The sequence below is a fragment of the Leptospira brenneri genome (assembly GCF_002812125.1).
Lineage (GTDB): Bacteria > Spirochaetota > Leptospiria > Leptospirales > Leptospiraceae > Leptospira_A > Leptospira_A brenneri.
The window spans coordinates 1-22,189 of record NZ_NPDQ01000010.1; the positions used below are offsets into that span (position 1 = coordinate 1).

General features: G+C 38.7%; 14 protein-coding genes. 9 read left to right on the forward strand and 5 right to left on the reverse strand.

Annotated features, from left to right (window positions below; all coding sequences use genetic code 11):
* Positions 1–82: 82 nt before the first annotated feature.
* Entirely contained in the window at positions 83–4,342 is a 4,260-nt protein-coding gene (locus tag CH361_RS17495) for a beta strand repeat-containing protein (protein ID WP_100792118.1), read from the reverse strand.
* 78 nt (positions 4,343–4,420) lie between these two features.
* On the opposite strand from CH361_RS17495, the gene CH361_RS17500 reads away from it, so the two are divergent.
* The 3 genes from CH361_RS17500 (at position 4,421) to CH361_RS17510 (ending at position 9,087) form a co-directional block, all read left to right on the forward strand.
* Entirely contained in the window at positions 4,421–5,614 is a 1,194-nt protein-coding gene (locus tag CH361_RS17500) for a CaiB/BaiF CoA transferase family protein (RefSeq protein ID WP_100792119.1), read from the forward strand.
* Between the two features lie 75 nt (positions 5,615–5,689).
* Positions 5,690–6,781 carry a metallophosphoesterase family protein gene (locus CH361_RS17505; protein ID WP_100792120.1) on the forward strand — a complete coding sequence of 364 codons (1,092 nt, stop codon included), beginning with the start codon at positions 5,690–5,692 and terminating at the stop codon, positions 6,779–6,781.
* Entirely contained in the window at positions 6,778–9,087 is a 2,310-nt protein-coding gene (locus CH361_RS17510; protein ID WP_100792121.1) for an ATP-binding protein, read from the forward strand. The genes CH361_RS17505 and CH361_RS17510 overlap by 4 nt, the downstream gene beginning before the upstream one ends.
* Here the strand turns inward: CH361_RS17510 and tpx are convergent.
* Complete coding sequence (gene tpx, locus CH361_RS17515; RefSeq protein WP_100792182.1) at positions 9,071–9,586, reverse strand: thiol peroxidase; 516 nt, start codon at positions 9,584–9,586, stop codon at positions 9,071–9,073. The two genes, CH361_RS17510 and tpx, sit on opposite strands and share 17 nt — an antisense overlap.
* Positions 9,587–9,673: 87 nt before the next feature.
* Positions 9,674–9,829: a hypothetical protein gene (locus CH361_RS19735; protein WP_165782281.1), complete on the reverse strand. Its 156-nt coding sequence runs from the start codon at positions 9,827–9,829 to the stop codon at positions 9,674–9,676.
* Between the two features lie 379 nt (positions 9,830–10,208).
* Between CH361_RS19735 and CH361_RS17525 the strand changes: the two genes are divergently transcribed.
* Positions 10,209–10,973 carry an alpha/beta hydrolase gene (locus CH361_RS17525; RefSeq protein WP_100792123.1) on the forward strand — a complete coding sequence of 255 codons (765 nt, stop codon included), beginning with the start codon at positions 10,209–10,211 and terminating at the stop codon, positions 10,971–10,973.
* 328 nt (positions 10,974–11,301) lie between these two features.
* Positions 11,302–12,399 (forward strand): acyl-CoA desaturase, encoded by a 1,098-nt coding sequence (locus CH361_RS17530; protein ID WP_100792183.1) that lies wholly within the window; start codon positions 11,302–11,304, stop codon positions 12,397–12,399.
* On the opposite strand, the gene CH361_RS17535 is transcribed toward CH361_RS17530, so the two are convergent.
* The gene (locus tag CH361_RS17535) at positions 12,396–14,222 is read right to left on the reverse strand and encodes a sensor histidine kinase (protein WP_100792124.1); all 1,827 of its coding nucleotides are present in this window, start codon (positions 14,220–14,222) and stop codon (positions 12,396–12,398) included. The genes CH361_RS17530 and CH361_RS17535 overlap by 4 nt on opposite strands.
* A 48-nt stretch (positions 14,223–14,270) precedes the next feature.
* Between CH361_RS17535 and rsgA the strand changes: the two genes are divergently transcribed.
* The 4 genes from rsgA (at position 14,271) to CH361_RS17555 (ending at position 21,464) form a co-directional block, all read left to right on the forward strand.
* Complete coding sequence (gene rsgA / locus CH361_RS17540) at positions 14,271–15,224, forward strand: ribosome small subunit-dependent GTPase A (protein WP_100792125.1); 954 nt, start codon at positions 14,271–14,273, stop codon at positions 15,222–15,224.
* 65 nt (positions 15,225–15,289) lie between these two features.
* A complete protein-coding gene (locus CH361_RS17545; RefSeq protein ID WP_100792126.1) occupies positions 15,290–16,261 on the forward strand; it encodes a FecR family protein in 972 nt (323 codons plus the stop codon).
* Positions 16,258–17,871, forward strand: a complete 1,614-nt coding sequence (locus CH361_RS17550; protein WP_100792127.1) for an LIC10124 family lipoprotein — start codon at positions 16,258–16,260, stop codon at positions 17,869–17,871. Before CH361_RS17545 ends, CH361_RS17550 begins: the two co-directional genes overlap by 4 nt.
* Entirely contained in the window at positions 17,868–21,464 is a 3,597-nt protein-coding gene (locus tag CH361_RS17555; RefSeq protein ID WP_100792128.1) for a tetratricopeptide repeat protein, read from the forward strand. Before CH361_RS17550 ends, CH361_RS17555 begins: the two co-directional genes overlap by 4 nt.
* A gap of 65 nt (positions 21,465–21,529) precedes the next feature.
* Here CH361_RS17555 and trmB read toward each other — a convergent pair whose 3' ends face one another.
* On the reverse strand, positions 21,530–22,189 hold the full coding sequence (trmB, locus tag CH361_RS17560) for a tRNA (guanine(46)-N(7))-methyltransferase TrmB (RefSeq protein WP_100792184.1): 660 nt from the start codon (positions 22,187–22,189) through the stop codon (positions 21,530–21,532).

A 22,189-nucleotide genomic window follows, 5' to 3' on the forward strand; every position in this document is an offset into this window, starting at 1 on the left:
CTAGAAAAACCTTGAATTGGAATACACCTGAAGATGAAATACGGACTCTTGTGCGTTAAATTCTTGAACCTACCAATCTAAATTAATCATTATCTTGATTGGTGACAGAAACATTTGGTAAGGACTCACCATTGAATCCGGTCCCTCCACCGCTGAGTGAGCCAAATAAAATTGAATAAGCTATATTCCCATCAGTAAGAAAGTCATCAATCCCTGTGATGACAACATTTTGGTAATTATTCCAATTACTAGAAGTAAAAACTAAGTTAGAAACGGAAGTGGTTCCTTCTGCCACATTTGAACTAGAGACGGGAATTGTGACATTGGAATTTGGCCTTGCACGTAAACGAACTTGGAATCGAGATTGTCCACCAATCTCCGTTGTGATTAAGTTAGGTGATAGGACAAGCCCACCAGAACTATTTGCCGATGTTCCACAAGCATTCATCGGGTTTGGGTCGGTGCAAGGGACGATATCATAAATATAATTGATATGATTGCCTGAAATGGAAAGAGGAGTGAGGGCACTGTAGATAGCAGAGGGACTAAATCCAGTGCCTGTTTCTCCAGAGGACACCACCGATGCAATGGTATAACTGACATCACCCAGGGCGGCCGTATCAAGTCCGGTTACTGTGACAAGTTGTCCAGATCCAAAATTACTTGGGGTAAATGTGAGAGGAGCTGTTGGGAAACTGACAAGACCTCCTGGAGTTGTGCTAAAGTTTATCGTGATGTCCGTTGTTGGTTGTGAATCCAAATGGATATAAAATTCCGAGGATGCACCTGACTGGGAAGTGATGACTGTAGCGGGAGTGAACCCTGAAGTTGTAATTCCTGCGCTATCATTATCATTTAAAGTGAGCATAGGGTAGTTTGAAGACGGAAAAGGATTGACTCCATTATAAAAACCGTCTGTAGAAGAAAGAACACCAACAACAATAGGGCAAGATACATTTCCATCATCCACTGCATCATCATTAGGAGTCACAGTGATTGTGTTATGTGCCCCAATCGTATTCCAATTAGCGTTAGTGATGGTAAGGGAATTTGTTGATAAAGAAAATTGTGGTACAACCGGACTAACAATCAATTGGCAAGGGAAGGTCGTTGTTACCGAAATGGGAACGGTGACATCATCTGTTGGAGCCTGACTGAGGAGCACATAGATCGGAAATGCTGCTCCGTTTTCTGCCCTAGTCATATTGGTTGGAGTGATTACGGTTACAGGATTTTCGGATGTACTATAGTTCACTAGTGTAGCGGTAGTTCCCGTACTTCCGACAAAACTAACATACCAGGATGGCATAGAACCTGTTTCTGTTCCATTGACTGTCACAGAATAACTTACGTTCCCATCACTTAAGGCATCGGAAACACCTTGGATTTCTACGGGAACAGAAGTACTCCAATTATTCTCATCGAAGATATATTGTTTAGAGCTAACTGGTGTTCCTCCATCGTTGATCATTCCTTCTGTAGCGTCGGAACTTGCCACTGTCACAGTGACTTGGTTTCCTGGAATGGGTCGACTTCCGAGACGTAGGCTATACATTGCCGATTGCCCTGACTCTGTGGTGAAATATGGTTGGCCTGCATCCAAAGTGAATAAAATACTCGGAGATGGATTGTCATCGTCCGTAATATTGATGGTGACGTCGGAAGGATTCATTCCTTCGTAATCTGTTCCTGATCCAGTGATAGCACCTAACGTCAGTATGTGAGTTCTTGTGTTAATTTCATTGATAGAATCATTTGTTACAACGATAGTCACTGTTTGTGTTGTAGAAAAATTCGTATGAGTAAAGGTCAAACTTGCAGGGGAAAAAGTGTATTGTACTGTGTCTGGTAAATTAAAGGTTTCTCCTGAGATCGGGATGGTCACAGATCCAGAGGCACAAGCTGCTAAATTTGCCGGAGTGTCACAAGGAGCTGAATCCAAACGAACGGTAAAAGTCCCATTACTTCCTCCTTCTGTGAGATTTAATGTTGTAGTAGAGATCGTAAAACCGGCTGTATCATTATCGTTAATGGTAATCACCAAATTGCCGTTAGTGTCAGTGTAGCCAGGCACAGCTCCCGTTGGGTAGAGTCCCGTAAAATATGATCCGTTTGCTTGCGGAATGTGGATGGTGACGGGAATGTTCCCATCATCAAAAGAATCTGAAACAGAACGGATCGTGACTACTTGGGCCACATTCCAGCCACTATCACTTGTGTTTCCTGAATAATTTGCGACCTGTCCGTTTGTGGGAGTAAAGGTGAGAGTCCTGGATGCGGCAACACCGGAAGAACTATTGAGTAAGACAGCCTCTGTTCCGTCGGAAGAAGTAATCGGCCCAATGGTGACATTGGAATTTGGTTTTAAAGAAAGCCTAATTTCAAATGTGATGGTGGAAGTTCCATTTTCTACCATAGAGGATGCGGAAAGATTTTGGATGCGAACCAACGGCTCATTACTATCTGTATTGATGGCAGTGACTGCCGGTATGGATATGGAGCTGTATTTCGGATCGGTTGAAACGGAATTCCCAAAGGAGATGTTTACGTTTTGATCTCCGTCATCCACTCCATCTAACACAGAGGTGATGGTTACTGTTTGTGGTGTGTTCCAATTTCCCGATGTAAAACTCAATGAAGAAGGTGAAACGGTGATTTCAGAAGTATTACTGGATGTGATGCTGGGAATACTTACTGAATTTGTTGGTTGTGAATTGAGAACTACGGTAAATGTTTCTGTGGAAGGAGTTCCATTTTCATGAACTACGAGTCCACCAACAGGAGTCACAGTAAAACCAGCAGTATCATCATCTGTTACAAAAATAGTAACCGATGCCGGTGGTGAAACTGAGTTATAAACTGGATCTGCAGATCCACCTGTATCTACGGTTCCAAATTGTAAAGTGACAGTCCTTGTATCTTCGTCAATTGCATTATTGTTTGTTGTGATATTAACATATTGATCTACATTCCAATTCGCATTCGTAAAAACTAAGTTTGTGGTATTAACATTGGTGATGGTATTGTTTTCTGAAATTCCAGTAAGGGTTACGGTAAATCCTGGAGGTGGTTGTGAGGAAAGATGGATGGCAAAGGAAAGATTTCCTCCATTTTCTGAGATCGTCAAACTACCAGGTGAAGTGAGGATAAATCCAGGTACATCATCGTCAGTATTTGTCACCGATGGAAAGACAGGACCCGCCAAACCATTGTAATCTGTATCAGCGGAGGTAGCGGTACCGGTTACGATAGACACAGTTTTCGGTCCGTCTGCAATAAAATCATCTACACCAGTTACAGTAACAATTTTGGGAGTGAACCATTCTCCTGGTGCAAAGGTAAGTGAGGATGGTGAGGCTGTACCTTCTGAACTTGGACTTGCCACAATGGAAGGAATGGTAACCGAACTTGTTGGTAAAGTATTCATCACTACAGCAAAAGTTACGGCACCGCCTGCTTCCGTGGTTGTAAGTCCTGATAAATTGACTACAGTGAATCCTGCCACGTCATCATCCACATTTGTACCAGTAATGACAGGAACTGGTTTTCCCATATAAGCAGGGTCATTGGAAACGGTGGGGTCTGCTGATATTTGAAAAGTGCTTTCGTCTACACTAAAATCATCCACACCAGTTACGGTAACTGTTTGCGGCACATTCCAATTGTTAGGTGTGAATATCAACTCTACTGCGGCGACCGTTGCTTCTGTTGTATCGTTGGAAACAAAATTTCGAATGATGACATCTTGCATGGGTCTTGTTTGTAATACATAGGCAATAGTTCCTGTTTCTCCCGTTTCGGATGTGATGAGTCCAAAGGTCGGGCTTGCGGCAACTCCAGAGGATTCATCATCTGTATTGACTACGAGTAGAACAGGAAGTGCCATAGAGGAAAATCGAATGTCAGAAGTAAAAGTACTACCCAATTGTACTTTATAATTTTGATTTCCATCGGCGATTAAATCATCGACTCCCGCCAAACGAACGATTTGTGGAACATCCCAATTGTCTTCTGTAAATTCGAGAAAGGTTGCTGATAACAGTACACCCTCTGTGGGGTCACTGACTGTAACTGGGCCAATTCTTACTGAACTGTTCGGCTCTATGTTCAAACGAATTGTGAATTCTGCTTGTCTTCCATTTTCACTCGTAAATAAAAAATTCGGTGCATCATAGATGACAGAACCTTGTCCGGTTGTTGATGCAAAAAAAGAACCGAATAACATCTGTAAATTAAGCGGTGTTATGGATTGGCAAGATACAGTGAGAGTGGAAAACACGAGGAAAATGCTGGAAATACAGACTCTGAACATGATTCCCTTTTGTCCTCGTATGGCTCCCATTTAGGGTTCTCCCTGTATATATTACGAGAAAAATCCCCTAAATCAGAAAAAAATTTCCAGGAAAATGCAATAAACCAAATGAACCAAAATCAAAACCAAACTTCCCCAGGACCACTGGCCGGTGTGAAAGTAGTGGATCTATCCTTACTCCTCCCTGGCCCCTTATGTTCGCAACATTTAGCGGATATGGGAGCTGAAGTGATCAAAATTGAAAATCCAAGAGCTTATGATGGTTCTCGCGCTATGTTTAAAGGCAAAACTGGATATCCTGCTTTGTATATGATGTTGAATCGGAATAAAAAAGCGATTACACTGAATTTAAAACGAGAACAAGCCAAAGAAATTCTTTTTAAACTTTTAGAAGATGCAGACATTTTACTCGAAGGATTTCGCCCTGATGGAATGGATAAGATGGGGATTGGTTATGATGTCTTAAAAGAAAAATTTCCACGTTTGATTTACTGTGGAATTTCTGGCTACGGTATCTCGGGAAAATACGTAGACTTTGCAGGACACGATTTGAACTACTTGGCGATCTCTGGAGTTCTTGACCAAACAGGAAATCCTCCGAGACCCGCTGGTTTTCAAATGGCGGATGTGGGAGGAGGAACACTGACTGCATTGTCTGCTATCCTTGCTGCTCTTTATTATAGAGAAAAAACAGGCAAAGGACAACGAATTGATATTTCGATGACGGATGCATCTCTCCAATTTCTTTCGTTATACGGTGGAATTTTATCTGCTTCAGAAAAATCTCCAGAAGCAGGGAACGATATTTTATCTGGTAAATTGCCCAATTATAATGTGTATGAAACAAAAGAAGGACGATATGTGGCACTTGGCGCTTTAGAAGATATGTTCTTCCAAACTTTTTTAAGAGCGGCCGGAATGGAAAACCTTACCAAAGACCATCCAATGAATGAAGAGAACATTCCTATCATTAAACAAAAGTTAACTGATTATTTTAAATCCAAAACATATTCAGATTTACAACCTATTTTTGATAATACAGATGCTTGTCTTTCTCCCATTCTCAATATGAAAGAAGTATCCGAAGATCCACATATGAAAGACCGAGGAATGGTCTTAGAAAGAAACCATCCAAAATATGGACCGATCCTTCAGTTTGGTTCTCCTTTTCATTTTTCAGAAACACCTTTTGTATATCGAAATGACCCTCCAGAACATGGGGAACATACAGAGGAGATTTTGACTGGTTTGGGGTTCCAAAAGGATAAAATTGCGGAGTTTAAAAAAGACCGGGTGATTTAAGGCTCCCTTGCTTTTTTTTCGTAATTTCTTTATTTTGTCCCAGGGGGGAGGTAAACTCTCCCTTAAACATAAAGTATGAAGTTATTACAAGTATCTGACCTCCACCTTTCCAAAAATTCCCCTGAGGAAAGGGCTTATTCCCTTTCCGTACTCAGAGAAATCTTGCAGACAGCAGAATCTACAAAATGCGCTCGTATTCTATTTTGCGGAGATCTTTTTAATACCTTTCCTGATTTAGAATCACTTCGTTCCGATTTTTTAAAGGAAGTATCTACATATTCAGGAATCATTTATTTTCTACCGGGTAACCATGAGATTCTAGAAAAAAAAGGAAATCATAATCGTTATGCGGACTACGATTGGTCGACAAAGGTAAAAGTTTTGGACCAAACTCCTTATTTTTTATTTGAAGATGATGGGATTGAATTTTTGTCCATCCCTCACCAAGAAAATTATTCCGAATTATTACTTTCTCCACCACCAAACAAACAAACCAAACTAAGGATTGGACTTGCTCATGGGACTGTTTCTGGGATGAGTTTTACAGGTCTTAGTGAGGAAGAAGAAGAGGGCGGATCGTATTTAGATCCTCATCTGATTCAAAATTTGGGACTAGATTATCTTGCCATAGGGCATCTACACCGGGCTCGGATGGGGAATCTTGGAAATTGTAATGTTAGTTATGCGGGGTCCTCTCGTGTTTGGAGAAAGGGTGAATCTGGACCGAGAGGTGGAATTTTGATCCATGTAGATGGATCGAATCTTCGGACAGAATCCGTTTATTGGAAGTCAGCTGGTGAATACCGGGAAATTTTAGTTTCTTTAGATACAGAAGGAAAACCAGAAGAAAAGATCGAAACTTATTTGAGTGGCACAAGTCCAGAGGATTGGATTGTGTTTCGATTTCTTGGGTACGTTGACTCCATGGTAGAGAAACAAAAATTCCAAGAAGAAGTCCTTCGAGATTGGAAATCAAAATTTAGAATTTTAGAATTTGATCCCGATGAATCGCAAATCACTGTCATCCAACATCTATCGGAAAATGAATTTGTGAAACAGTTTTTGGATAAAATGAATGAAAGAAAAGAACAAATGGATCCCATCCTTTGGAAACATACAAGAGTCACAGGGATTCGATTGATTTTAGAAGGAAAAAAAAGCCGATGAATTTAAAAATAGAAAACTTCGGTATCTTTTCCCAAAAAGAATTTTCGATAGAAAAAGTCACTGTGTTTACAGGCCCGAATGAATCGGGAAAAACAACCATTTTGGATGCCTTTGTATCTGCGTTAGTGAAAGTCGCTGGAAGTACAAAGTTTGGAACTTTGCTCAATCTTAGATACAAAGCAGAAAGAAATTCTGATTTAGGAATTCCGAAACTCACTCTTTCCCCTAATTTATTTTTGAACTCACTCGTGATTCGTGAAGGAAATATGGATGTAGGATCAGAAAAAGAGTTGGTGAGCACCATCGAACAAACGATATTCGATAGTGGATACAATCCTGAAAAACTGATTGAACAAGTGGAACAACTTTCTGCAAAGACAGGAACTAGAAAGTCAGCAAAAGACTGGAATTCTGCTTTGGCCGAATTGAATTTAGCCAAACAAAAGTTTGATGCATCGGAATTGGCTTTAAATAGAATCTCATCTGGATTTGTTGATTTACCGATTTGGGAAACAGAACGCCAGAAATTAAAACTTGAGTTGTCAGGGTCTCATTCGGAACAAACTAAATTACAAACGGAACTTCTCGAATTCAAAGAAAGTGAACAACATAATGAAGCAGATCGTGTTTACAGCCAACTACTACAATGGGAAACTTTGGAATCCGAATCCAAACCAGAAGAAAAAATTTTAAAATCTGGTTGGGATAAAAAATCAAAACAGTTGGATGAGGAAATCAAATCATTAGAGCAAAAACGTTCGTTGTCTAAAGAGAGAACACTGAGTTTAGAAACCAAACTAGAATCTTCCCTTACTCAAAAAAAACAAACGGAACAAAAATCTAAAAAGTTAGAATCCTATTTTGATTTTTTTGAAACTTGGAAACAAATGGTTCGAAAATTCCAGGAAGAATCACCCGTCATTCAAAAAACAATTTGGAATCCGTTGAATAGAAGTTTGGCGGGAGGATCGGCTGTCATTTGTGTTTTTTCGCTGATTGGTTCTATATTTTCAGGACTTGATCTTTGGGTTTATCTTTTCCCAATACTTTTTTTGGGAGCATTTTTCTTTTTTCTTTTTCGAGCAAGAGAAATCAAACTAGAAAAGGATGAATTCAAGTGGAATGAAATCATTCGTCGCATTGCAACCGAGATGGAAACTAAAACTTTGGGAGAGTGGAAACCAGAATCTTTGACTATGGAATCGTTAACGTTTACCTTCCAAAGATTTGAAAGGGAATACACGAAACAAAAACTAGAATTAGAAGGACAGAATTCTAGTTTTTCCAATCTTGAAGAAGAAATCGTTAAACTTCAAACAGAAGAAAAAAAGATAAATGAAATTCTTTTGGAAAAGGAAAAGGAATTAGCAAACATCTGGCGTGAGGCTGGTGTTCAATCATTATCAGAACTTTCCGAGTTATACGTTCAGATCCGAGTCAAACAAGAAAAGTTACAAACTCTTACCCAGTCTTTAACACTTGAATCAAAAAAGTGGGGAACTGGTGATTTGAGAGAACTCAAACTCAAACTGAAAGAAAAGGTTGGTGACTTAGAAAAAAAGGGAATTTCCAAAAACTTTTCTTCTGAAGATAGGGCCACCAAACAAAGATTAGAAAATAAACTCCAAGTTCTTTCTGATACAATCCGTGATTTAGAAAGAAAGATTGTGGAGTTAGAAAAAAAATTGGATACGGGGAAAGCGGTTCTAGAATCGCAAATGGTTCCTGCTCAAAAGGAATGGGAACTCAGTAAACGTAATTTAGAACTCAAAGAAAAATGGAAAAATGATTTGGATAGAAACTTTCAAAGTTTGGAAGTTCTTTCTGAGATATTTTCAGAGATGCAGGATGAAAGTACGGACAAAATGTCCTCTCTCGTTAAATCCTTACAAATTAGAATGGATGCATTAAAAGGAAATCTTCCCACAAAACAAATCCATTGGAACGGGTTTTCTGATGAAATCCAAATCAAAACTGATACATCTAATGACAGTTATCGTTTCGAAAATTTATCCACAGGAACCAAAGAACAGATTTCCTATGTTCTTCGTTTGGAATATGCCTTTCGGATTGGAAAACAATTTAATTTGCCGTACTTACTTTTGGATGAACCGTTTCGGCACATGGATGTGGCGAGACTTAACTCAGCATTAGCTTATACTTTACAATGCATCGCAAGTGCTGAAGAAGATTGGAAGTTAGTGATTTTTAGTTTTGATCAAGGTTTGGTTTCTAAAATCAAAGATTTGGCAAAAGAACTTCATCTCCCTTGCCAAATCCATGAATTATCTAAACAAGTTTCTTAGCTTCAGCAAGAACTGTATCGTAATTGGGTTCACTTCCAATTTCTGGTACAAGTTCTGTATAACGAACGATATCATCTTTATCGACAACAAAAACAGCACGTGCGGAAAGTCCAGCAAGAGGGCCTGTCGCGATATGAGTTCCATAATTTTTTGAAAAAGAAAAATCTTTAAACTGAGATCCTGTGATTAAGTTTTCGGAATCGATTCCTTCGGTAGCACAAAATCGTTTCATAGCGAAAGGAAGGTCACCTGAGATAATGAGTGTGGTGATTCCATTTTCTTTGGCTGCCTTTTCGTTAAACTTTTTAGTTTCGAGGGCACAAACTGCTGTATCTAAGCTAGGAACAGCAACTAGAATTTTTACCTTTCCTGATAGGTCTTTGAGTGTAAGATCACCTAAGTCTTGCTTTGCGACTCGAAAATCAGGAGCTTTGTCCCCTGGTTTGGGAAGGTTTCCTTCTAGGGGAACGGGATTTCCTTTGAGAGTTACTTGGGCCATGATTGTCTCCTTAGTATTTAGATTAATTCTAGTCTTTTCGTGAACGGATTCTTCGGGAAGGATTTTTTCCATCCAAAGTAGAGATTCTTAAAGTTCTCCTTTCTGGATGGTTTTTGTCAAATGCCGAACCCAGTGGAGAAGTGAGGAAGGAAAAATCTCTGTGATTTCCCAAAACGCTTCCAACTCTTCTCTATTTTGGGACCCATCGAAAGAGGAACAAAGGGCAAAGCGGGTGATCGCCATTTTCTTTCTTCTTTTGTTAATTTTTGGAAAGAAAGGACAAATTCTGTCTAGTCATCTACGTTTGTTAGTTTGTCTTTATCGGGTAGAAGTCCAATCAATCGAAAGAATCAATAATCAAAGTTAGGATGGTATGTTTTGGTCACAATTATACTGTGTTACCGTGCGAACTGTTTGATTTTCAAACGTTTTGCTACTTTTTTAAAATCCTATAAAGTTGAGATTTGATTCGGATTATACTGCTTTCGTAAACTAACATAAATTAATGTTAGTTGAATGTATTGATAATTTCATAAGAATAAATAACAATCTTACGGAAAATAAAAAAGAATTTTGACTGAAAAAACTATATGATCACTTTTTAGTCAAAAAGAAGGTTACAATGTCTAAAACAATTATACTCATACACGGAAATTTTGTGAACGACCTTACGTGGGCAGAATGGAAAAAGTATTATGAACAAAAGGGTTATAAGGTTTACGCACCTGCGAACCCAGGTCACGATGGGATACCATCTGAATTAAGAAAGAATGTTCATCCAAACTTAACGAAAACAGGGTTTATCGATGTTGTGAATCACATATCAAATCTTATTGATACCTTACCCGAAAAACCACTATTAATTGGACATTCCATGGCAGGTATGGCAGTTTTGAAACTTGTGGAATTAGGAAAAGCAGCGGCTGGTGTCAGTATTGACGGTGCTCCACCGAAGAATGTTTTCCCACCTTTCCAAACATTAAAAACGGTTATTTCAGCATTCGGATTTTTTTCGTTTCAAAAGTTTTTTATGGGCAGTAAAAAATGGTACAACTATGCATTTTTTAATACGATCACCGAATCGGAAAAAGAAATTGCCTTTGAGAAATACGCTGTACCGGAAAGTTACAAAGTAAGTCGCCAATTGGTATTAAATTCCTTTGCAAACATCAATTTCAAAAAACCTCACCAACCAATCCTTTTTATCGGCGGTGGCAGTGACCATATCTTCCCACCAAACCTTACAAAAGCGATCGCATCAAAGTATTCAGACAAAAACAGTAAAGTGGATATTCAGATATTTGAAGGTAAAAGTCATTTTATCTGTGGAGAAAAAGGTTGGGAAACGGTAGCTGATTCTATTTTGAATTGGTACGAAAAATTATAAAGGATTTATTTTATAAAAAAAAATTCATATAACAGAGCCCCATTTTAAGTTTTGAAGAATCAATTTTTCTGATCCTTAAACTGGTGGCTTGGGTTCAGGAAAAAAAGTGGCTCTTTCTCTATATTTGGAGTTTTTTTTGTTCTTCAAAATTTCTGTCTTACTCTTTCCAGTGGGCACGGCTAAAAAATCGTAAATCCAGTCCCTCTCCAAAATCCTAAAAATCACCAAGGATCTGGCCTGGGTGAGTAAAAGTTTCGACGGAAATTTTATTTTTTTTGCAACCGACTTCCTTGTTTGGGACTCTCACAGCGCGAAACAGGAATTCTCTATGACAACACAAGCTGAAACCAAAACCAAAGCCCCGATGGATTGGGTGACTACGATATTTTTACTCACTTCTCCTTTGGTAGGAATCTTTGGAACTCTCTACCTTTATCTTTATGATACCATCCATATAGGCACTTGGGCCTTATTTGTGTTTTATTTTTTCGCAACGGGAATGGGGATCACCGTAGGATATCATAGACTTTTTTCACACAAAGCCTATGAAGCAAAATCTCCCATCAAACTTTTGTTACTTCTTTTTGGGGCAGCAGCCTTTCAGTCAACGGCTTTAGAATGGAGTGAAGACCACCGCATCCACCATAGATTTGTGGATACGGACAAAGATCCTTATTCGATCAAAAAGGGATTTTGGTTTGCCCATATAGGTTGGTTGTTTCGTAAAAGAACCTATGTCCAAAATGGGGTTCAAGATTTGGTGAATGACCCGTTAGTATTGTGGCAACATAAACATTTTTATTCCATTTCGATCTTTATGTGTTTTTTTCTGCCTGGGTTCATCACTATGTTGTGGGGATCTTTTTTAGAGGGGATGTTGGTTGCGGGTTTCCTGCGACTTTTTGTAGTTCACCAATTTACTTTTTTTATCAACAGTGCTTGTCATGTTTGGGGAGAAAGAACTTTTTCCAAAGAACAAACCGCAAGAGATAACTGGATCATCGCCTTTTTTACGTTCGGTGAAGGGTTTCACAACTTTCATCACGAATTTCAAGCAGACTATCGAAATGGAATCCGTTGGTTTGATTATGATCCATCTAAATGGATGATCAAAGGATTGTCCTACCTCGGTCTTACTTATAATTTAAAAAAAGTATCCGAAGAAAAAATTCTCCAAAAAACAATGTATCTAAAAGAAAAAGAAACTTTGAATCAATTTGCAAACCTAGGAGAATCAAAACTTCGCCATTGGGAAGAACAACTCACAAATTTAAGGGAAACTGCACTTCAAGACTTCCAAACTTGGAAACAGGCCAAACAATCATCTAATGAAAAAGAAGTGGGGGCCCTTCAGAAAAAATTTGAAGAAACCAAAGAAAGTTGGGAAAAATTACTTCGTAAACCGGGGAATCCTCTTTTCTCTTAACCTCGAATCTCTCGGAAGATTTCTTTCGGGAGACTGGGAACATCTCCAGGACCAACTAACGGTAAATAAACCAGAAACCTGGTTTTTCCTGGGGAGGATTCCACTTCAATCCTACCTTTGTGTTTTTCAATGATACCTTTTACGATCCCAAGGCCGAGTCCCGTACCTTCTCCTTGGTCTTTGGTTGTGAAAAACGGATCCCAGATTTTGTCTTTGATCTCGGAAGGAATTCCTGAACCATTATCTTCAAAACTAATCATTACATAATCTTCCCCAATCCTTCTTGAGGAAATGACAAGTTTTGGATGTTCGATTTTTTTCATCGCATGGATGGCATTGGTGATGAGGTTTGTCCAAACTTGGTTTAGTTCATCGATATTGCACCTAACGAGAGGAATCGTTCCATAAACCCTTTCAATTTCCACTCCATGTTTGATTTGGTTTTGCATAATCACAAGTGTGTTTTCTAAACCTTCATGTAAATCCGCCTCAGCGTAAGATGCTTGGCCCAAGTGAGAATAGTATTTAAGTGCTTTGACAATCCGTACGATATTACGAATCGCATATTTAATGTTTTTGATATTTCTTTGGAGGCTTAAGGTGTTCTTTAACATCTCAAAACTTTCTTTCCCACCAACTTTCCAAATTCGGATGAGTTCCTCTTGCATATGCAAAAGATGATGATCAATGATAAAGGTAGCGAGGTCAGTAGCATCGTTTTCCGGAATCCCGTCTTGGATGAACTTATGTTTAGTTTCTTTTTTAAGTTTGAATTTATCTTTAGGATCAATTTTTGCCGCAGGATCTTCTTTTACAAAACTGAAAAGAATGTCCAAATATATAGAACGAAAGTCTGGGTTTTGGATGAGATAAGTGATATCACCCAAATGAGATAATACATAAACTAAATTAGCATCTAAGTTGTCGGCAGCACCGTTGATAACAGCGGCCGGAGTATTGATTTCATGTGCAATTCCTGCAACCATCACCCCAAGAGAAGCCATCTTTTCTGATTGTACTAAATGAGCTTGGGTTTCTTCTAATTCTTTCGTTCGTTCTCTTACCTTTGCTTCCAATGTTTCTGTTAAGTTTAACAACTGTTGGTAAATCATCGAATTGGATAGAGACATGAGAGAAACAGCAAGGATCTCTAAAATGATTTCGATTTCTTCGATATCATAAACTTTTTCCTCTTTGTGTTTTCCAAGTAAAATAAATCCAACAAGGCTTGATTTGATGGAAAGTGTTGCCACTAATTCAGATTTTGTTTCTGTAAAAAAATCTAATGCCTGTTTGGCTATTTTTTCGTGATGGGTAGAGGCAAAATGAATGAAGTTTTCTTTGATATGGATTCCTTCCCGTTCAGATAACCAAAGTAGAAATGGATTGAATACTGGAATGGAAGGCAAATCGGAAAATTTTTGGTCCAGTGATTCTAAAAATGGTCTTGGGCGAAATTGTCCTTCTTTTTCATCCCAAGTATACACTTGTACAAATTCAGCGGGGATTTTGGAAGCAAGGAATTGGCTGATGGTTTCGCTAATTTGGTCTGGGTCGTTGAAGGAAATCAGCTCTTCTTTGAATTTTTCTAAGGCAAATAGGTTTTGGACCAGTTCATCTCGTTTTTTTGGTTTCTCCAATGGTTTGGATTTTGGTGTTCTTCGCAAAAAATACAAAAGAGAAAGGGTGAAGGCTCCTAAAAAGTACGCAAACAATGATAAGTTTTTTGTGGAGTCGGTATTGCCTAAGGTATAAGCAAAAAACAACCAGCCAAAAGCAGAAAGGATTATGATTCCAAAAGGAAAGAAAACTTGTGTTTGCATGTCATCTGTATAGAATGTAAGAACTAGATTATTTTGGTACGATTCCACTTGGGTAAAGAACTATTTACAATCGCTCGTATCTTCGGAGCTTATTACGAAATTTATTCAGAAGGAACTACCTATGCCCTGGCTGTCCTAAAAGGAAAGTTACGTTTAAAGAATTCGAACGAACGCCACCCCTTTGTCGTGGGAGACTTGGTTCTCGCCGAAAAATCTTCCGGAGAAGAGTGGGTCATTTCAGAACGCCAAGAAAGAAAAAATTATCTCACAAGGAAGAGTGACCGTGGCGACAGTCACGTGTTATGTGCTAATTTGGACCAAGTGGCTATCCTTGCTTCCTGCAAAGATCCAGAAACCAAACCAGGGTTTATTGATAGGCTCCTTGCTGCATCCTACCAAACAGAAATTCCTCCTCTTATCATTTTCACCAAAAAAGATCTTGTCTCTCCAGAAGAAATCGAAGAAAGAGAAGTTTATTATCGGGAGTTAGGTTACGAAGTCTTAAGTGTTTCTCTTCTTTCGGAAGAGTCCATCCAACCACTCTGGGAACGGATTCGTGGAAAAAGAACCTTTCTTTGTGGAAATTCGGGAGTGGGAAAGTCCACTCTCATGAACCACCTTCATCAAAAAACAGTACAAAGGACAAACCTTGTCAGTGGATCCACCAAAAAAGGAAAACATACCACCACCAATTCTTTCGCCCTGTTTCTGGAAGAAAATACGGTTCTCATTGATTCCCCAGGAGTCAAAGAATGGGGCATTCTACACCTGACACCTGTTGAACTTTGGGAGAGTTTTCCTGAATTACGAAAGATTAAAGAAACTTGTAAGGAAATTTATTGCTGTGAACTGGGTTCTGAATGTCCAATGCGAAAACACATGAACGAATCCATGGATGAAACCAGAAAAAAAAGCTTAGAATCCATGATTGAGAGCCTAGAAAACCCGTATCGTGTCACAAGAAGGGACCATTGGACAAAAGCTGTCACAAAAAGGTATTAGGGAAAAGAGTTGCCAAGCACTCAGTTGTTATCTATTCTTAGAATGTTATTTCCGGAGGAAGGAATATGAAACGTACAATGATCAATCGGTTGTCGGCATTGGGATTTGTGGCAGTTTTTGCCATATTTTTCGCTGCTTGCCAAAAAGATTCTAAGGAATCTGTAACTAATGTTACAGATAAAGCGGCACAAGAAAGTAACGTCGTTGTTGCCTTCGTAAAAGGTGATGTGGTTGTGATCCGCGAGAGTGGACAAGTAAAACCAAACCTGGGTGATGTTTTAACTTCCAAAGATACCATCGTAACTGGCGAGAATGGTTCTGTGGAAATCCTTGTTGGAGAAGACGGAGTTCTCAAGTTAAACAAAAATACTTCACTCAGCGTAAGCCAAGCATTTGCAGCAAACGATGGTTCACGCGAAACAGAAGTGAACATGCAATACGGAAAACTTGTTACAGTTTTACGTAAGGAAAGAAAAACAGAATCTTTCAGCGTAGTGACTCCCACTTCCATTGCGGGTGTGCGCGGAACCATTTTTCTTACCAATGTAGAAAACCCTTCTTCAAAATCTGGGAACGTAGCTTGTGGTTCTGGAAACTGTGTTGTGAAGTATACAGTTCTTGATGGAGCTGTTGCGATTCGCAAAGCAAACTCAGAAAATGAAATCGTTGTCGACAAACAGAAAACAGCTGAAGTCGGAAATGATACTAAACTTTCTGATAAAATGATCAAACCAATGGACAAACAATCTTTATCTGAAATGAAAGAGATGTTGGCTTTTGAAAACACTAAAATGTTACAGTTTGAATCTCTTGCGAACGAACTTCGAACCAACAACGAAGAACTTCAAAAACTAAACATTGGATCTTCTGTAGAAGAATTGGAAAAAGCGGCGAAAACTCGCGAGATCACCAAATCAAAATCAGACGAAGTGATTAAAACTGCTAAGTCCATTGAAGATTCAAAATATATTAAAAAAGACGTTCAGAAAGAATCCCTAAAATTAGCTCCCAAAGAGAGTTTTGATAAGACGAAATGAGATATGTTTATTTACCGGTCCTTTGTTTTTTAGTCGGTTATTGTTCTTCGGTCACAAAGATCGAAACACTGAATCGAAGTTTTACAAAACCTAAGTTCATCACCCCTCTGCCGGGTGAATCGGAACCCCTTCCTTCGGGTAGAGATTACAAAGAACGACTGGTAAATAAATCCACTCCTCATTTTTCCCTCCTCTGGAAACAAGTTCCAGAGGAGTTTTCTAAATCTGATTTATTATTACTCGAAGAAAAAATCCTCTTCCCACACAACAAACTTGGGTTATACAAAAAAGCCCCCAAAGTTCCAGATCCAAAATTTGCTGAAAGTTCCGACTTAGACTTGATACTCGAACTTAGTCTTGTTCAGAGTGCAGACAGATACTCTGTGGAAGTGCAATATAAAGATCCCGTACTGTCGCAGAACTATGGAAAGGCGATCTTTGTTTACCAAGAAGAAAAAGATCCTGTTCGTAAATCTTCAAAATCCTTTGATATTTTTCATGGGAAAAGACAACTCCAACCTTTGACGGGATCGGTTTCGTCTTACTTTGCAGAAGTTTCTTCCCCATCGGATGATGAACTTCGTAATTATTTTACTTCTTCCTTACGAGGAAATGTTTCTGTATTTTCTACCTCACCTGGGACGGCCATTTATTTGGACGGAGTGGAAGTAGGCAAAGCTCCTTTGTTATCTTACCAACTCATCAACGGGAAACATACACTTTCTTTTGCAAAACCTGGTAAAGATCCTGTAAAACGAAATATCCTCATTCGTGCAGGGAAAACCACTCGTGTGTTCCAAGAATGGAGCGACGATATTTCCCAAGGAACCATTGTCATTTCTAGTTTTCCTCCTGGATTAGATATCGTAGTGGATGGGCAAAAAAAAGGAAAAACACAATATGCTGAATCGGGAGTTCCTTACGGAAGTTATCCGATCCAATTCATTCGTACTAAAAACGATTCTAACTTTGAATATGCAAAAGCTGGAATTAAAATTAGACCCAAACAAATTACTTCCATCGCTTTACCCATCTCCCTTGAAGATGGAGTGGGTTGGGAGTCAGAAGAATTTTGGAATCTAACATCAGCTTCTCCAAATTTTTCCGCTACCTTTCCTGGCAAACTTACCTTTGCCAAAAACAAAGACCTTCCTGCCGGTTGGTATGGAGTGTATTCGGAAGATTTAATTCCTGATTATTTGGAAGCCGAACTTGTGTTAGATCTTGTGAAGGATTTGAATGGAGCGGTTGGTTTGACTTTTACTGATCACAATCAAAATACAATTTTAGTTTATGTAGATAAAACAGACTTCCATATCGTAAAATTTTCTTCTGAAGAAAAAGAAGCTCCGGTTCGTTCTTCTTATCGTTGGGATAGAGAGGATGAATTAAAGGGAAGGACTGTAAAACTTTCGACAGATATCGAAAAGAAACTCGTTCGATTGTCTCTTGGAAATAAAACAGTAGAAGAACTTCCTTGGAATTTTGAAACTTTTTGGAATTTAGGAGTCTTAACTCCGCATAACGCTCCAACTACGGGCACACCCCTTCGTGGTGTAAAAATACGATATCCTGACATGGTTAAGTTTGAGGAAAGGCTCCAAAAATGAGACAATTTAGTTTTTTAATTTTTACCTTTGTTCTTTTCGTTGGTTGTCAGTCCCGAGACTTCAAACCTGTGACGGTCAAGGACCCTGTAGTGGAAAAATCAGATCTTTCTGACCGCCAAAAAATCGAGGAAGCGCGGGCCCTTGTCGCGGAAGGAAGTAATGAATTCCAAAAGGGAAATATGGATGCAGCTTTAGAGAAAGCTAAAACTTCCATCCAAACTTTTGAACTCATTGATGGTTATTCACTTCTTGGTTCTTCTTATTACCAGTTAGGTGATTATGAGAATGCTAAACTTGCCTATGAAAAAGGTAAAAATTTAGAACCCAAAAATGAAAAACTTCTCATCGGGCTTGGAACGGTTCAGTCCACTTTGGGAGAAAATGAAGAAGCACTTTCCACTTACCAAACTCTTAGCCAATTAAAACCAGAAGAAACAATTTATACTTATAAAACGGGAATTCTTTTAAAAAACTTGGGCCGTTACCAAGAGAGTTTAGTGGTTTTAAAATCATTAGAATCAAAACCTGAATTTCCTTATCCCGTTGAACTTTTGAATCAGTTGGGCGATATCTGTTTGGAACTCAAAAGATATGAGGAAGCAGAAGCTTATTTTGCCAGAGCGGAAAAACTCAATCCCGAATTAAAAACTGCCAAAGATGCAAAACTTTCTACAAAAATTGCCTCTCTCATCCAACGGGGAAATGACTTCTTAGCAAAAAAGAATTATATTGAAGCAACTTCCGAATTTAGAAAAGCTACCGACTTACAACCGCAAAATGGTGCTGTGTGGTCATTTTTGGGAAATGCACAATTACTAAATGGCAAACTCAAAGAGAGCGAAGAAAGCTTTAAAAAATCAATTTCTTTGGCTGATACAAACCCAAGTGGTTATATTGGTCTTTGTAATGTGTACATCCAAACTCATAATTATTCTGATTGTTTAAAAACTTCTAAACAAGCCGGCGGAAAAATTCCCAAAAATGCTGAAATTCGCAACAAACAAGGGATATGTGAGTGGAAATGGGGGGAAACCAAAAAGGCAACTCTGAGTTTCCAAGATGCATCTAATTGGGATCCAAATTTTTTTGAACCTAAACTCAACCTTGCCTATGTACTCATTGATTCTGGCCGTTTTGATGAAGCATTGGATGTTTTGAAAAAAGCAGAGTCGCACCCAAAAGCTAAAAAAGAAGATATCCGTAAGGCAAAAGTTTTAGCTGAATCACAGAAGTTTATCGCAGATGGTGATACCTTCCTTCGTCAAGGAAAACGGAAACAAGCCTTTGATGAATACGGGAAAGCAATGGGAGTGAATCCCGAGAACCCAGCAGCACAAAATGCTTTTGGTCGAGCTTTCTTTGCATTTGGTGAATATAAAAAGTCTGAATCTTCTTACTTAGAAGCCTACCGAATGGATTCTACAAATCCGGGGGCCTTACAAGGTTTAGCACGAGTTTATGCCAAGACTGGTGAGTCCAAAAAAGAAAAAGAATACATCAAAAAATTAGAAATCCTTTCTGCGACTGATCCTTTTAGTGCGATCACATTAGGTCGTATTGCAGAAGATGCTAGTAAGTGGGATGAAGCAGAAGCGATCTATTTGGGACTTAAGAAAAAATTCCCAAACAATGATGCGGTAGATTACCGATTGGGAAGTTTGTATTACAAACGTGCGGTGGAAGAAAACTCAAAAGAAAATTACGTCCGTGCTAACGAGTTCATTCAAAAATCCAAAAAGTATACAAAAGACATTCCTGAAGTGATTGAAACAGAAAAGACAGTGGCGGAAAACTCTCGTTTTGCGGAGATTCTACCTTTTGTAAAAGAAGGAAATTCTTTATTCAATCGTAAAAAATACATTGAAGCAGTCACTCCTTACCAAAAGGCATATGATAGAGTTCCCAAAGCTTCTCTTCTTGTCAAAATTGCTGAGTGTTATATCGAAAAAGGTGAGGAAGAAAAAGGTCTTTCCATTTTAGAAAATGCAGTTCGTACAAATAAAGAAAATGCCATTTCCTTCAAGGAAGGGATTTACTCTTTTTACTATAAAAAAGGGGAACTAAAACGCGCTGAAGATGGATTTAATGATATCTTAAAAGAAAAACCAGATTCTTATTACGCCTACTATATGTTAGGTCTTGTAACCATGAAACGTAAGAACTATGATGCTGCCATTGTAGAATTTGACCGTTCTATTTTGGTAAATCCTAATTTTGCTCCGAGTAACGTTGCGAAGGGTTTGGCTTTTTACAAACTAGGCCAGATGGATGGGGCAAAACGTGAGTTTGAAAAGGCGAGGGCAAAAGATTCGGAATTTGGATTATCTTCTTATAATTTAGCGATCGCTTACTTCAACGAGGATCTTACAAACGAGGCAAAATCCATTTTAGAATCCATTCGTAAATCGGATCCTGATTTTATGGATGGTGAGATCCAATTGGCTTATATTTACTTTAAAGAAAATAAATTAGAAGAAGCGGAGAAGATCGTTGATCGAGTTTTGAAAGAGGAACCTTCTGCGGAGGCACTCTTTGCTCAATTTAGAATTTTGGATGCTAAACAAAAACAGTCTCCATCGGATAAGGTCAAAACAAAACGAAACCAAGTAAAAGAAAAAATCTTACGTGAATATGGAGAAACCAAATACGCAAGATTACTTCCTTCTGATGCTTTGGATGATGAACCACTTCATGTGACCGACCTAAACCTTTCTGGAACTCCAGTTTCTACACCGATTGTTTATCCAAACAGAATCATTGTGAATTATGGAACCGCTCTTGTTGGATATGACCGGATCACTAAAGAACTGGTTTGGAAACAATACACTTCAACCCCATACCAATTATTAGTTGCTGGTAAGGAGTTGGTGGGGATCACCAATGATACTGCGACTAAGATTTATCCAGAATCAGGAAAGATGAGTTTCAAAAAACAAGTTCTTGTTGGTTGGAAAGTGAAACAAGGTTCCTCTGTGGATGGAAATGGATTTTTACTTCTTTTAGAAAAGGAAAAAGGATCTGAGAGAAAAATTGTCAGAACAAATCCTAATTTGGAAATTGAAGAAGAATGGAATGGAAATGATTTTTTAAGTTTTTCTCACACTTCCGAAGGGAAATTATTTGTCCTTCGTGATTTAAAGAAAGAATTCCAAATCCAAGTGTTTGCCATTGGAACTGATTCCGAAAAAGAAAAGAAACTATCCGCTCCTGTGGTTAAGAAGGATGCGAAAGAGTCTGCGCAGATCCTTGGTTGTTTAGAAGATACTTGTTTAGTGCAACTTGGAAATCAAATCTATCAAGGAACAGAAAAAGCAAAACTAAGTTCCTTGGGGAATACGGACCTAATTCGATCTGTTGTTAAAAACCCTGAGTCTTTACTCATCAATACTGAAAACACCGCCTATCTTTGGAAAGGTGGTTCTAAGTGGAAAGACTCCTACGCGATCCAGGGAGATTTTTATTATCCTTTGGATGGGCTTGTGGTGGAAGGGAGGTCTAAGGAATTACTACTAATCAAAGGTGGTGATAAAACCTCTGTTCCTTGGAAGGGGGATCGTGATGGCCTTCGGATCAGTACGGTAACCGTAGATTAAAAAAATATAGGATCTGTTTTTATAGAGAATCGAATCTAAATTAGAAAACCTAGTTCTAATTTAGATTATTTAGATTTTGTTCGGTTTAGGTAGTAAATCCGCCTTCCTTCGTTTCTTTTTTCGGTTTCGAAAAAGGAAACAGGGAAACCAGGTCTTTCAAACTCGTATTCTTTTTCATCCCAAATAAATTTTGGAAATTTTCTAAACAAAGAAATGGTGCGCCTCGCATAAGGACCGTAGTCGGTTGCAAATAACAACTGGCCCCCTGGTTTCAATAGGTCATAAATTTGTTCGAGCATTTCACCTTGCATGAGTCTGTTTTTACGATGTTTTTTTTTGGGCCAAGGATCGGGAAAGTTGATGATGATTTTATCAAAAATTTCTTTCTCAAGCAATTCATCAAAGAACCACTGAAAGTTGACAGTCATATAGCGGATATTATCCAAACCTAGCGTTTTTCGTTGTTTTTCGGTATGGATGATTCGATTTACCTTCTTTTCCATCAACAAATAACCTGTTTGGCGGTCGCGACCTGCCAATTCGATGGCAACTTCTCCCCATCCCGATCCAAGTTCTAAAACAAAGTTTTGGATCTCTTCCGGGAAAGATTTTTTTAGGTCGATTTTTTTTCCCCGCTCTTTAGGTTGCAGGAGATAGTCGGATTGATAAGAAGTTTTGGTAGTAAACTTCCAAAGTTTTTCTTGGATTTCTTGGCTAACTAACAA